The sequence below is a fragment of the Mycobacterium sp. M23085 genome (assembly GCF_045343915.1).
Lineage (GTDB): Bacteria > Actinomycetota > Actinomycetes > Mycobacteriales > Mycobacteriaceae > Mycobacterium.
The window spans coordinates 3094148-3106348 of record NZ_CP174280.1 but is presented as its reverse complement, the minus strand read 5'-3'; the positions used below and the strand labels follow the sequence as shown (position 1 = coordinate 3106348).

Sequence of the window (12201 nt, the reverse complement as noted above, 5' to 3'; positions counted from 1 at the left end):
CGAAAGCCCGAAAAACGGCGCTCGAGCGTTGCGGGAGCAGCTGAACTCAGCGCTTGGAGCGCTGGCGGATGCGAGTGGTGAGTTCCTTGACGTGATCAAAAACCTCACGGCGCTCGGCCATCTCGGAGAGGATCTTGCGCTGCGCATACATGACCGTGGTGTGGTCGCGGCCGAATGCCTGCCCGATCTTGGGCAGTGAAAGGTCGGTGAGTTCGCGGCACAGATACATGGCGATCTGGCGCGACTGGGCCAGCGCCCGGGTCTTGCCCGGGCCGCGAAGCTCTTCCACGGTGGTGTCGAAGTACTCGGCGGTGGCCGCCATGATGGTCGCCGCGCTGATCTGCATGGTGCTGGCGTCGGCGATCAGGTCGCGCAACACGATCTCGGCCAGCGACTTGTCGATCGGCGTTTTGTTCAGCGAGGCGAACGCGGTCACCCGGATCAGGGCGCCTTCGAGCTCGCGAATGTTGCGTTCGATGCTGCTGGCGATCAGCTCGAGGACGTCGTCGGGGACGGCCAGCCGCTCCATCTGGGCTTTTTTCCGCAAGATGGCGATGCGGGTTTCCAGCTCCGGGGGCTGCACATCGGTGATCAAGCCCCACTCGAACCGCGTTCTGAGCCGGTCTTCCAGCGTGGCCAGCTGTTTGGGCGGGCGGTCCGAGGAGATGACGATCTGCTTGTTGGCGTTATGCAGCGTGTTGAAGGTGTGGAAGAACTCTTCCTGGATGCCTTCCTTGCCCTCGATGAACTGAATGTCATCGACCAGCAGCACGTCGACATCGCGATAGCTGCGTTTGAACGCGACCTTGCGGTCGTCGCGAAGCGAGTTGATGAAATCGTTGGTGAATTCCTCGGTGGAGACGTACTTGACCCGCATCCCGGGGAAGAGCCGCTGCGCGTAATTGCCGGCGGCGTGCAACAGGTGCGTCTTGCCGAGACCCGACTCGCCCCAGATGAACAACGGGTTGTAAGCCCGGGCCGGCGCTTCGGCAATGGCCAGCGCGGCGGCGTGGGCGAACCGGTTGGAGGCGCCGATGACAAACGTGTCGAAGGTGTAGCGCCGGTTGAGGCTCGTGCCGGCGGCGACGGCCGGATCGATCGCGTGTGGCCGCTCGGTGAAGTAGTTGGGCCAGCCCGGCTGGTTGTCGCTGACGGTCTCGCTGTTCTCGAAAGCTTCCTCGGTGTCGACGGACGCGGCGTCGACGGGGAAGGAGGAGTCGGTTCCGGGAAAGGGTTCCGCCGGCGGGATGAGTGCGTCGTCAACGTCGTCGGGCGGGGGAGCGATGCGCACGCCGAGTTGGATCTGCTGCCCGAGCCGGCGGCTGAGCGCATCGGTGATCGGGGCCCGCAGGTGTCGTTCGATCTCGTTTTGCACGAAACTGCTCGGCACCGACAGCAGAGCAAATCCCTCGACGATGGTCAGCGGGCGGACCAGATTCAGCCAGGCCCTTTGCTGCGGCGTGAGGGGAGTGACCAGAGTCGTGCGGTTGGCGGCCATACCGTCCGCGGTGGTCTCCCCGTTGAGCTCGGAAACGACCGCATTCCACACTGTCGTGAAACTGGAACCGGGGTCATCGGTCAACGACGCATCTCCCTGGTTCTCGAACGTCCCGACCCGAGTCACACACACTTGGCGACAAAGCAACTGTCCACATAGTTATACACAGGTGTGGACAGGATGATCTTCGGTGAGCCACAACCTACCGGCGACGGCTCGCGATCTGCGGGCTGGAAGAGAACCTCGAGAGGTTGTCTAGGCAGCTAGTAGATCCACCATCCTCGCTTCGTTGTCGAGCGCTGCTTCAGTCTAAAACGACTTCGCAGAAGCTAACAGTTTTCCGTTCGGCTGCCAACAGTTCTGCTGCATTCCAATCGGGTCGTTTGGGGTACATAGGGCTTGCTTCGGCTCGTTATGGTAGCCACGTCCGCGGCGTGTGTGACCGAAACGGAAATCTTCGTGATGGCTCTGCGGGGCTTCGTTGCGCCAGGCCAGGTTTGACCAGGCGAAGCCTCGTCAGTACCCTCAAACAGTCGCCCGAAAGTCGGCGATACGGCTGCGACCCGAAACACCTGGGGACCGCGCCGGCCAGCAGCACCAAGACCACCTCCGGTCGAACCGCAGACGAGCCCGATGCGAAACGTCTGAGCGGCCGGTGGCAACACAACGAGGAGAACGTCGTGGCCAAGGGCAAGCGGACCTTCCAGCCGAATAACCGGCGCCGAGCCCGCGTGCATGGCTTCCGCCTGCGGATGCGCACTCGTGCCGGACGCGCGATCGTGTCCGGCCGGCGCCGCAAGGGCCGCCGCGCGCTCTCTGCCTGATCGCAACGTCAGGTCTGTCGGCGGTGCTTCCCGCACGCAACCGCATGACGCGGTCAATTGACTTTGACGCGACGGTGAAGCACGGGATTCGTCTGGCACAGCCCGACGTCGTCGTGCACCTTCGCCGCGGAGAGGAACACGGCGAGCACAGCGCGCCGCGCGTCGGATTGGTGGTGGGCAAGCCCGTCGGATCCGCGGTGGAACGCCACCGGGTCTCGCGTCGGCTGCGGCATGTGGCCCGCGCCCTGCTCAGTGACCTGGGCGAATCCGATCAGTTGGTGATCCGCGCACTGCCCAGCAGCCGCACCGCGTCCTCGGCCCGGCTCGAACAGGAACTGCGCCGGTGCTTGCGCCGCGCGGCCGCGGCCGGGAGGAAGTCGTGACGGCACCAGCGTTCACCCGGACGGCTGGAAGAACCGCGGCGCAGGGCGTGATTTTCCTGATCCAGCTGTACCGGCATATGGTGTCGCCGCTACGTCCGGCGACGTGTCGCTTCGTTCCAACCTGCAGCCAGTACGCGGTCGACGCGCTCACCGAGTACGGCTTGATTCGGGGGAGCTGGCTGGCTGTCGCCAGACTCGCCAAATGCGGACCATGGCATGACGGCGGATGGGATCCGATACCGGACCGCCCCGAAAGCCACGTGAATTGCCAAGATGCCAGCGGCGCCCGGACTGTCCGGACGGCGCGAGGGGAGAGTGTATCTTTTGTTTGATTTTTTCAGCCTCGACTTCGTCTACTACCCGGTGTCGTGGATCATGTGGGTTTGGTACAAGTTGTTCGCCGCCATGCTGGGGCCGTCCAACTTCTTCGCCTGGGCGCTGTCGGTGATGTTCTTGGTCTTCAGCCTGCGCGCCCTGCTCTACAAGCCGTTCGTCCGGCAGATCCGCACCACACGGCAGATGCAGGAGCTGCAACCGCAGATCAAGGCCCTGCAGAAAAAGTACGGCAAGGATCGCCAGCGCATGGCGCTCGAGATGCAGAAGCTTCAGCGCGAACACGGCTTCAACCCCATCCTTGGCTGCCTGCCGATGTTGGCGCAGATCCCGGTGTTCATCGGCCTGTACCACGTGCTGCGCTCGTTCAACCGAACCACCGGCGGCTTCGGTCAGCCCCACCTGTCGGTGGCACAGAACCGCCTCACCGGAAACTACGTCTTCACCCCGACCGATGTCGGGCACTTCCTGGACGCCAACTTGTTCGGCGCACCGATCGGCGCCTTCATGACCCAGCGCACCGGGTTGGACGCGTTCACCCACTTCAGCCGGCCGGCCGTGATCGCGGTGGGCCTGCCGGTGATGATCCTGGCCGGGGTCGCCACGTACTTCAACAGCCGGGCATCGGTGGCGCGGCAAAGCCCGGAGGCGGCGGCGAACCCGCAGACCGCGATGATGAACAAGCTCGCGCTGTACGTGTTCCCGCTCGGCGTGGTGGTCGGTGGGCCGTTCCTTCCGCTGGCGATCATCCTGTACTGGTTTGCGAACAACATCTGGACCTTCGGGCAGCAGCATTACGTCTTCGGGATGATCGAAAAAGAGGACGAAGCCAAGAAGCAGGAAGCGATCCAGCGCCGGGCCGCGAACGCTCCGGCACCGGGAGTCAAACCCAAGCGCAACCCCAAGGCGGCATCACCGGGCGGAAATGGTTCCGCCACGGCCGGCGGCGGCACCGACTCAATTGGTTCCGCGACGACGGAGTCCGATGCGGAGGCCGGACCGGCGGGCGGCGCCAGCGACGGCCCGACCAACCGGACACCGCGGCCCGGGGCGCGACCGAAAAAGCGCAAACGCTGATACGGCGGGGAATAGCTATCGGGGCCGCCCGGACCGGGTGACCCCATTTGGGCTGGGGCCCATGGAATGAGGGAGAAAAGCATGGCAGACGCTGACACCACCGAGCGCGACGTTGACACAGACCTGGACCCGCAATCGAGCGCGGAAGATGCTGCGGACTCCGGCACGGAGGAAATCGACGACCTGGAGGAGAGGTTGGTCGCAGAGGGCGAGATAGCCGGCGACTACCTCGAAGAGTTGTTGGATCTGTTGGACTTCGACGGCGACATCGACTTGGACGTCGAGGGCAGCCGCGCCATCGTGAGCATCGATGGCAGTGACGACTTGAACAAGTTGGTGGGCCGCGGCGGCGAGGTGCTCGACGCGCTGCAGGAACTCACCCGACTGGCGGTGCACCAGAAGACCGGAGTGCGGAGCCGGTTGATGCTCGACATCGCGAGCTGGCGCCGGCGGCGCCGGGAGGAACTGGCCGCGCTGGGCGACAAGGTCGCGCGCCGGGTGCTGGAATCCGGCGAACGCGAAGAGCTCGCGCCCATGACCCCGTTCGAACGCAAGATCGTCCACGATGCCGTCGCCGCGGTGTCGGGTGTGCACAGCGAGAGCGAAGGCGTCGAGCCCGCGCGCCGCGTCGTCGTCCTGCGCGACTGACCGCAGCCCAGAGTTACAGCCGTGTAGTTCCTGTCGTCCGCCCGGCCTCCGAAGGTTGAAAGTGCACGCTCCAACTAGAGGATGTTTCACGTGAAACATGTCCGTCCTCTCGATGCCGAGGTGGGCCCGCCAGGAGAGGCTGCCCGGCTCGGCGCCGCCCCGGGCCCCCCGGCCGGTGTCTTCGCGGAGCGGCTCGGAACCGCGCAGCGGTATGCGGAGCTGCTCGCCACGGCCGGGGTGGAGCGAGGGCTGCTCGGCCCACGGGAAGCCGACCGCATTTGGGAGCGTCACGTACTCAATAGCGCCGCGCTCGCCGAGCTGCTTGGACGGGGCGAGCGCATCATCGACATCGGCAGTGGGGCGGGCCTGCCAGGGATTCCGTTGGCGATCGCGCGGCCCGACCTCGACGTCGTCTTGCTCGAACCCCTGCTGCGGCGTAGCGAATTTCTCAACGAGGTCGTCGACGAACTAGGGTTAGCCGTCGAGGTGGTCCGAGGCCGGGCGGAAGAACCGGCGGTGCGCAACCGGTTCGGGGAGCGGGATGCTGCGGTGTCGCGAGCGGTTGCGTCATTGGACAAGCTGACGAAGTGGAGCTTGCCGTTACTTCGGCCCGACGGGCGGATGCTTGCCATCAAGGGGGAGCGGGCAATCGACGAAGTTGAACAGTATCGGCGTGTGATGGCAGCATCGGGCGCCACTGATGTCAGGGTGGTGACATGTGGCGCGAACTATTTGCGTCCCCCCGCAACCGTAGTTTCAGCGCGCCGCGGAAAGCCGCCGCACCACAAGCCGGCACGGACCGGGAAGGCCCGAACCCGATGACTTCTTCAGGAGATTGGCCGGTGGCTCCCCAGGCACCGGCGAACGTCGACCGAGCGGCAGCGCCGGCGAGTCCAGACACCTCCGGCGCGCCGCCGATCGAGTCCGCGCCCACCGATCTGCCGAATGTTTCACGTGAAACATCAGACTTTGACACGCCGATCGGGGCGGCCGCCGAGCGGGCGATGCGGGTGCTGCACACCACCTACCCACCGCTGCGCCGGCCGTCTCATCGCCGCGTCTTCACCGTCGCGAATCAGAAGGGCGGGGTCGGCAAGACGACCACCGCCGTCAACCTCGCCGCCGCGCTCGCGCTGCAAGGACTCAAGACCCTCGTCATCGACCTCGACCCTCAGGGCAACGCGAGCACGGCGCTCGGCATCACCGACCGCCAATCCGGCACACCCTCCTCGTACGAGGTCTTGCTGGGCGAGGTTGCGGTGCACGACGCGGTGCGGCAGAGCCCGCACAACCAGCGGCTGTTCTGCGTCCCGGCGACGATCGATCTGGCGGGTGCGGAAATCGAATTGGTCAGCATGGTGGCCCGCGAGAACAGGTTGCGCACCGCGCTGGCCGACCTCGAGAGTCTTGACTTCGACTGCGTGTTCATCGACTGCCCGCCATCGCTCGGGCTGCTGACCATTAATGCTCTCGTCGCGGCGCCGGAAGTCATGATCCCGATCCAGTGCGAGTACTACGCGCTCGAGGGTGTCTCGCAGTTGATGCGCAACATCGAGATGGTGAAGGCCCATCTCAATCCGCAGCTTGAGGTCACCACCGTGGTGCTGACCATGTACGACGGCCGCACCAAGCTCGCGGACCAGGTCGCCGAGGAAGTACGTCGATACTTTGGAAGCAAGGTGCTGCGCACGGTGATCCCGCGCAGCGTCAAGGTTTCCGAGGCGCCGGGCTACAGCATGACCATCATCGATTACGACCCCGGATCACGCGGGGCGATGAGCTATCTCGATGCGAGCCGCGAACTCGCCGAGCGCGATTGACCACCATCCGCGAAGGGACGACCATGACGCAGCCGTTACGCAAGAAGGGTGGCCTCGGCCGGGGCCTGGCATCGCTTATTCCGACCGGCCCCGCGGAGGGTGACTCCGGACCGGCAACGCTCGGCCCGCGGATGGGCGCCGCCGCCGCCGACGTCTTGATCGGGGGACCGCCGGCGCAGGACGCGTCCTCGGTGGGCGCGGTCTATCGCGAGATCGCGCCCGCCGACATCGAACGCAATCCGCGTCAGCCACGGCAGGTCTTCGACGAGGAAGCGCTGTCGGAATTGGTGCACTCCATCCGCGAGTTCGGCCTCCTGCAGCCGATCGTGGTGCGAGCCGTCAAAGATTCGTCGAGCAGCGCGCGTTACCAGATCGTGATGGGGGAGCGGCGTTGGCGCGCGGCTCAGGAAGCCGGCATGGCGACCATCCCCGCCATCGTGCGCGAGACGGGTGACGACGACCTACTGCGCGACGCCCTGTTGGAGAACATCCACCGGGTGCAGCTGAACCCGTTGGAAGAGGCGGCCGCCTACCAACAGCTGCTCGACGAATTCGGTGTCACCCACGATGAACTGGCGGCGCGGATCGGCCGGTCCCGCCCGTTGATCACCAACATGATCCGGTTGCTCAAGTTGCCGATCGCAGTGCAGCGGCGGGTGGCCGCCGGCGTGCTGTCCGCCGGCCATGCGCGAGCACTGCTGTCGCTCGAAGCCGGCCCCGAAGCGCAGGAGGAGCTGGCCACCCGGATCGTCGCCGAGGGACTGTCCGTGCGGGCCACCGAGGAAGCGGTCACGTTGGCCAATCGGGGCGGCGCGGCCACGCCGACGGCCCCGCGGCGCAAGCCGATCCAGATGCCGGGTCTGCAAGACGTTGCCGACAAGCTGTCCACCGCCTTCGATACCCGGGTGACGGTCAGTCTGGGCAAACGCAAGGGCAAGATTGTGGTCGAGTTCGGTTCGGTGGACGACCTTCAGCGGATCATCGACGTAATGTCCCCGCCGAAGGCATGAACTGGGACACCGTGTAATTACGTCACTGTGACATCAGCGACGTTTTTGCCGGAGACCCGGGTTTCGCGGATGCTCCGCCTCGACGAAACAAGATGCGCATCAACAACTTTCGATAACAGGGACGGCGCGGCCGCCGACCGGCGGCCGTGCGGGCGCGTCAAGCCCGGTGGCCAGGTTAAAGCTGGCTTGATCGCGACCACCTCTCCTATCCTGGAGGGGTTGCCGGTGCAGATGGCTGCAGTACCGCACAGGAGCCAGGAGGCTAGTGTCCGCTCGAATCATGCCGCTACGGCTCGAGGCATTCGAGCAGCTTCCCAAGCACGCACGCCGGTGCGTCTATTGGGAGGTCGATCCGGCGACCCTCGGTAATCAGGATCACCTTGCCGACCCCGAATTCGAAAAAGAAGCCTGGCTGTCGATGGTGATGCTGGAGTGGGGGTCCTGCGGACAAGTTGCCACCGCAGTCCCCGACGAGCGAAGCCAAGCCGAGCCGCCGTGCCTGGGCTACGTCTTCTACGCCCCGCCGCGGGCGGTGCCGCGCGCGCAGCGGTTCCCGACCGGGCCGGTGTCTGCCGATGCCGTGATGTTGACGTCGATGGGCATCGAACCCGGGCCAACCGCCGAGGACCTGCCGCACGGCTTGATCGCCCGGGTCATCGACGAACTGGTGCGGCGCGGTGTGCGCGCGCTCGAAGCGTTCGGCCGCACCCCGGCGGCTTCGGAATTGCAGGACCCCCACCTGGTCGGCCCCGATGTGCGCCCGGTACTGGAAGCCGTCGGCGATTGCTCGGTGGACCATTGCGTGATGGACGCGGAATTTCTGAAAGACGCGGGATTCGTTGTGGTGGCGCCACATACGTACTTCCCGCGGCTGCGACTGGAGCTCGACAAGGGCCTCGGGTGGAAGGCCGAAGTGGAAGCGGCCCTGGAGCGCCTGCTGGAGAACGCGCATCTGGAGCAGCCGGTCGGCGCCGGGTCTACGACAGCGAATGCGTTGAAAACCACCCGGGGTGGTCAGGCGAGTGGCTAGGAGCCGCCGAGTTGGCTGGTGCGCTCCACCGACAGTTCGTGGGCCAGCAACTCAGCGAAAGTGAATGTCCCAGTGGGCCGGTCGTTCTTGCCCAGCAAGTAGAGCCGCTTGACCGCGGCGAGGATTCCCTCGGCGATGGCGTCACGGGTCTGGGTCGAGACCAGCATCGAGCGGTCCCGCGGGTTGGTGATGTAGCCGACATCGACCTGGACCGTGGGCATCCGGGTCAGACGCAGCAGATCCCACGTCCGGCCGTGTGTGCGGCAGTCCCGTAAACCAGTGCGTGCCACCACTTCTCGCTGAATGAAGTCGGCAAGATTACGCCCGATGGTGGAGACCGAACCGTGCGAGTTTCCAAAGTGGAAGGAGGCCACCCCATTGGCGGCGGGGCTGGCCTGGCTTTCGCAGCGCAGGCTGATCATCAGGTCAGCGCCGACGTTGTTGGCGGTGGCGGCGCGTTCGGCGTCGAGGGGGCTGCGGTTGACCGGTCGCGACAGGAAGGTTTCCATGCCGATCGCGGCCATTCGCCCTTCGAGCCGGCTGGCCAAGTCCCACAACACATCTGCTTCGCTGACCGGTCCCGAGGGCCCCTGCATGATCGCGCCGTGGTCCGGGCCGCCGCGGCCCGGATCGATGATGATCCGCTTGCCCGACAACTTTGGACCGGATGAGCGAACCAGCTCTTCCTCGCGCAGCGCGTGCGGAGACCCGCCGGTCACCCGAGAACTCAGGAAGTGAAAGGAGCGCAACGTTTCCGGGCCACAGATACCGTCGGCGGACAGCCCGTACTCGCGCTGATACGACATCAACGCGTTGTGGGTCTGCAGCCCGAAGTATCCGTCGACCAAGCCGGTGTAGAACCCGAGATCCTGCAGCCGCGCCTGCAACGTGGCAACGTCATCGCCGAACAGCGGGGCACCGAATTGGTGATAGAGCGTGCGGGCACCCAGCCGGTAGGACGCCTCTTTGAGCGCCCGATAGGTGGCCTCGCCGACGATGCCGTCCACCAGTAGACCGCGATATTGCTGGAAGGCACGCACCGCCTGGTCGAGTTCGGCGTCGAAAACTTCGAGCGCCACCTGCCGCCCGGTGTTGAGATCTTCCTCGGAGCCGGCCAGCAGGCCTAATGTGGCCAGCGTTGCCCGGATCTCGGTCACAGCTGCGCTGCGGTCACCACAGCGCAGCGCGTCGCCGTATTCGCGGCGCGGACTCGACATACCAAGGGCCCTCCGGGACTAACTGACAAGCTGGGCAACAGCTAACCGTATTGTCGCAGACGCTTCGCGAATTCGGGAAAACCCCAGGCCATGCGCGGGGCGTGGTGCGGTGCTGTTATTGACGATCAGCTGAGGTTGGGAACCGCATCCGAGAGCTCGCGCAGTAGCGCCGCCTTGCCCTTCGCGCCGACAATCCGCTTCACCGGCTGCCCGTCTTTGAACAAGATCAGGGTGGGGATGGAGACAACCTGGAAGTTCTGCGCGGTTTCGGGGTTGGCATCCACGTCGAGCTTGGCGACCGTGAGTTGTTCGCCTCGCTCGCTGGCGATCTCCTCGAGGACCGGCGCCACCATCTTGCAGGGACCGCACCACGTCGCCCAAAAGTCAACCAGCACAGGCTTATTGCTGGACAACACGTCGGTGGAGAAGGACGCGTCGGAGACTTCTATTGTGGCACCGGCTTTTTCGGCGTCGGTCATTGTGGTGCTCCAATCAATGTGTCGGTACTGCCCGGAAATTCGGTGGCATCGCCCTGTGCGGCGGCGCTGGAGTCTTCGTTGTCGGTGAGCCAGCGTTCGGCGTCGATGGCGGCCGCGCAACCGCTGCCGGCGGCGGTGACGGCTTGGCGGTAGGTGCGATCCACCAAATCCCCGGCGGCAAACACCCCATCGATCGAGGTGGCCGTGGTGCGGCCCTGGACCAGCACATAACCGTCGGGATCGGTCTCAAGCACGTCACGCACCAACTCCGAGCGCGGATCATGCCCGATCGCCACGAACACCCCGGTCACCGGCAACGTCGAGACCTCACCGGTGCGCGTGTCACGCAACCGCAAACCCGTCACCGTCTGCTCACCCTCGACCGCCTCGACCGCCTTATTAGTCAAAATCGTGATCTTGTCGTTGGCCTTCGCACGCTCCAGCATGATCCGCGACGCCCGAAACTCGTCTCGCCGATGCACCAAGGTCACGCTGCGGGCAAACCGGGTCAAAAACGTGGCCTCCTCCATCGCCGAGTCCCCACCACCGACCACCGCGATGTCTTGATCCTTGAAAAAGAACCCATCACAGGTCGCACACGACGACACCCCCCGGCCCAGCAACTCCTGCTCCCCAGGCACCCCCAAATACCGCGCCGCCGCACCCATCGCCAAGATCACCGCCCGCGCCCGCACCGTGGAACCCTCGGCCGTGGTCACCGACTTGACCGGACCCTGCAGCGACACCGCTTCGACGTCTTCCATCCGCAGATCCGCACCAAACCGCAACGCCTGCTCACGCATCTGATCCATCAACTCCGGACCCGTGATCCCATCACGAAAACCCGGGAAATTCTCCACCTCGGTGGTCGTCATCAACGCCCCACCAAACGCCGTCCCCTCAAACACCACCGGCGCCAACTGCGCCCGCGCCGCATACAACGCCGCGGTATACCCCGCAGGACCCGAACCAATAACGATCACATCGTGAACCGTGTCGGCGGTCATGAAAACCTTTCAAGCGATTCGTCTCTGGATCTGTGTAAACGCCAGCGTAGGCACCGCTGTTCCCGGCTGTGTCGCACCACCCATGGCACCACATCAGGGGCGGTTGACCTGGGTATTGGCCAACAGTCCGGTATCGGCGGCGCTGCAGTTGGGGGAGACCGCGAACACATCCAGGACGTGGGGGCTGTCGCCGGGTATGACCAGAACGACGCCGGGGCGGGCATTGATTTCGACCTGGCGCGCTCCCAGGACCTGCGTGGACGCGGGATAGCCGAGGCCGGTCAGGCAGGAGGCGCGCCGGGCCGGGTCGCTCAGCGCGCCGTAATCGGGACTGCGGCCCAGCAGGCCAAGGATTTCGTGCTGCGAAAGCGGGATCCGCATCGGCGGCGTCGACACGGTGATGTGCTCAACGTCGCCGGGGGTGTCCGGGGTGGGTTGGGGGGCATGCAAAAGCGCGACCGTGCCGAACCCGATCGCGGCCAGCACCGCGCCCAGACCGGCGATCGCGGCGATGGTGCGGGCGGGACGGGTGTGTGGGCGGGCGGAGTGATCGGCCGTTCGGGCCGCATCCACGGAAGGGGGATCCGCCGAGCGCAGCGCCGCAACAATTCGGCCGGTCAGCTCCGGGGGAGGCTCGGGTGCCGCGTTCGGGTCGGCGCCGACGGCGGCGACGTCGCGGCGAACCCGGTTCAAGGCATTCAGCACGCCGGCGGCGTGCGGGTCGGCGCGGACTTGGCTGCGGACGCGGGCGGCGGCCTCGTCGTCGAGGATGCCGGCTTGCAGGTCGGCCAGCAGTTCGACGGTCAGCGGTGGGTCTGATCCCGCGGGGCGGTCGTCCGCCGCATCCTTGTCCGCTGCACTCATCGGACCCAGTG

At 65.6% G+C, this 12201-nt stretch carries 13 protein-coding genes and 1 pseudogene; 9 read left to right on the top strand and 5 right to left on the bottom strand.

Going from position 1 to position 12201, the window contains the following annotated elements; all coding sequences use genetic code 11:
• Nucleotides 1-46: 46 nt before the first annotated feature.
• On the bottom strand, nucleotides 47-1582 hold the full coding sequence (gene dnaA, locus ACIUM1_RS14260; protein ID WP_406813339.1) for a chromosomal replication initiator protein DnaA: 1536 nt from the start codon (nucleotides 1580-1582) through the stop codon (nucleotides 47-49).
• Between the two features lie 596 nt (nucleotides 1583-2178).
• Here dnaA and rpmH point away from each other — a divergent pair.
• The 9 genes and pseudogenes from rpmH (at nucleotide 2179) to ACIUM1_RS14215 (ending at nucleotide 8623) form a co-directional block, all read left to right on the top strand.
• Nucleotides 2179-2322 carry a 50S ribosomal protein L34 gene (rpmH, locus tag ACIUM1_RS14255; RefSeq protein ID WP_003874369.1) on the top strand — a complete coding sequence of 48 codons (144 nt, stop codon included), beginning with the start codon at nucleotides 2179-2181 and terminating at the stop codon, nucleotides 2320-2322.
• Between the two features lie 23 nt (nucleotides 2323-2345).
• Nucleotides 2346-2705, top strand: coding sequence for a ribonuclease P protein component (rnpA, locus tag ACIUM1_RS14250; RefSeq protein WP_406813338.1), 360 nt, complete (start codon nucleotides 2346-2348; stop codon nucleotides 2703-2705).
• Nucleotides 2702-3037: a membrane protein insertion efficiency factor YidD gene (gene yidD / locus ACIUM1_RS14245; protein WP_406813337.1), complete on the top strand. Its 336-nt coding sequence runs from the start codon at nucleotides 2702-2704 to the stop codon at nucleotides 3035-3037. Before rnpA ends, yidD begins: the two co-directional genes overlap by 4 nt.
• Nucleotides 2979-4115 carry a membrane protein insertase YidC gene (yidC, locus tag ACIUM1_RS14240; protein WP_406813336.1) on the top strand — a complete coding sequence of 379 codons (1137 nt, stop codon included), beginning with the start codon at nucleotides 2979-2981 and terminating at the stop codon, nucleotides 4113-4115. Before yidD ends, yidC begins: the two co-directional genes overlap by 59 nt.
• Before the next feature lie 81 nt (nucleotides 4116-4196).
• Nucleotides 4197-4763, top strand: coding sequence for a protein jag (locus ACIUM1_RS14235; RefSeq protein WP_406813335.1), 567 nt, complete (start codon nucleotides 4197-4199; stop codon nucleotides 4761-4763).
• An 81-nt stretch (nucleotides 4764-4844) separates the two neighbouring features.
• Complete coding sequence (gene rsmG / locus ACIUM1_RS14230; protein ID WP_406813334.1) at nucleotides 4845-5585, top strand: 16S rRNA (guanine(527)-N(7))-methyltransferase RsmG; 741 nt, start codon at nucleotides 4845-4847, stop codon at nucleotides 5583-5585.
• Between the two features lie 12 nt (nucleotides 5586-5597).
• Nucleotides 5598-6583, top strand: a pseudogene (locus tag ACIUM1_RS14225) (ParA family protein).
• A gap of 23 nt (nucleotides 6584-6606) precedes the next feature.
• A complete protein-coding gene (locus tag ACIUM1_RS14220) occupies nucleotides 6607-7593 on the top strand; it encodes a ParB/RepB/Spo0J family partition protein (protein ID WP_406813333.1) in 987 nt (328 codons plus the stop codon).
• Nucleotides 7594-7858: 265 nt separating this feature from the next.
• Nucleotides 7859-8623, top strand: a complete 765-nt coding sequence (locus ACIUM1_RS14215) for an acetyltransferase (RefSeq protein ID WP_406813332.1) — start codon at nucleotides 7859-7861, stop codon at nucleotides 8621-8623.
• On the opposite strand, the gene ACIUM1_RS14210 is transcribed toward ACIUM1_RS14215, so the two are convergent.
• The 4 genes from ACIUM1_RS14210 to ACIUM1_RS14195 form a co-directional block, all read right to left on the bottom strand.
• A complete protein-coding gene (locus ACIUM1_RS14210; protein WP_406813331.1) occupies nucleotides 8620-9840 on the bottom strand; it encodes an N-acetylmuramoyl-L-alanine amidase in 1221 nt (406 codons plus the stop codon). The two genes, ACIUM1_RS14215 and ACIUM1_RS14210, sit on opposite strands and share 4 nt — an antisense overlap.
• 125 nt (nucleotides 9841-9965) lie before the next feature.
• Nucleotides 9966-10319, bottom strand: coding sequence for a thioredoxin (trxA, locus tag ACIUM1_RS14205; protein WP_406813330.1), 354 nt, complete (start codon nucleotides 10317-10319; stop codon nucleotides 9966-9968).
• Nucleotides 10316-11326, bottom strand: a complete 1011-nt coding sequence (gene trxB / locus ACIUM1_RS14200; protein ID WP_406813329.1) for a thioredoxin-disulfide reductase — start codon at nucleotides 11324-11326, stop codon at nucleotides 10316-10318. The genes trxA and trxB overlap by 4 nt, the downstream gene beginning before the upstream one ends.
• A gap of 93 nt (nucleotides 11327-11419) precedes the next feature.
• The gene (locus ACIUM1_RS14195; RefSeq protein WP_406813328.1) at nucleotides 11420-12190 is read right to left on the bottom strand and encodes a hypothetical protein; all 771 of its coding nucleotides are present in this window, start codon (nucleotides 12188-12190) and stop codon (nucleotides 11420-11422) included.
• Between the last annotated feature and the right edge of the window lie 11 nt (nucleotides 12191-12201).

Coding starts and splice junctions, on each gene's coding strand:
- yidC (WP_406813336.1), top strand. CDS start 2,979: ATGCCAGCGGCGCCCGGACTGTCCGGACGGCGCGAGGGGAGAGTGTAT.
- ACIUM1_RS14235 (WP_406813335.1), top strand. CDS start 4,197: ATGGCAGACGCTGACACCACCGAGCGCGACGTTGACACAGACCTGGAC.
- rsmG (WP_406813334.1), top strand. CDS start 4,845: ATGTTTCACGTGAAACATGTCCGTCCTCTCGATGCCGAGGTGGGCCCG.
- ACIUM1_RS14220 (WP_406813333.1), top strand. CDS start 6,607: ATGACGCAGCCGTTACGCAAGAAGGGTGGCCTCGGCCGGGGCCTGGCA.
- ACIUM1_RS14210 (WP_406813331.1), bottom strand. CDS start 9,840: ATGTCGAGTCCGCGCCGCGAATACGGCGACGCGCTGCGCTGTGGTGAC.
- trxA (WP_406813330.1), bottom strand. CDS start 10,319: ATGACCGACGCCGAAAAAGCCGGTGCCACAATAGAAGTCTCCGACGCG.
- trxB (WP_406813329.1), bottom strand. CDS start 11,326: ATGACCGCCGACACGGTTCACGATGTGATCGTTATTGGTTCGGGTCCT.
- ACIUM1_RS14195 (WP_406813328.1), bottom strand. CDS start 12,190: ATGAGTGCAGCGGACAAGGATGCGGCGGACGACCGCCCCGCGGGATCA.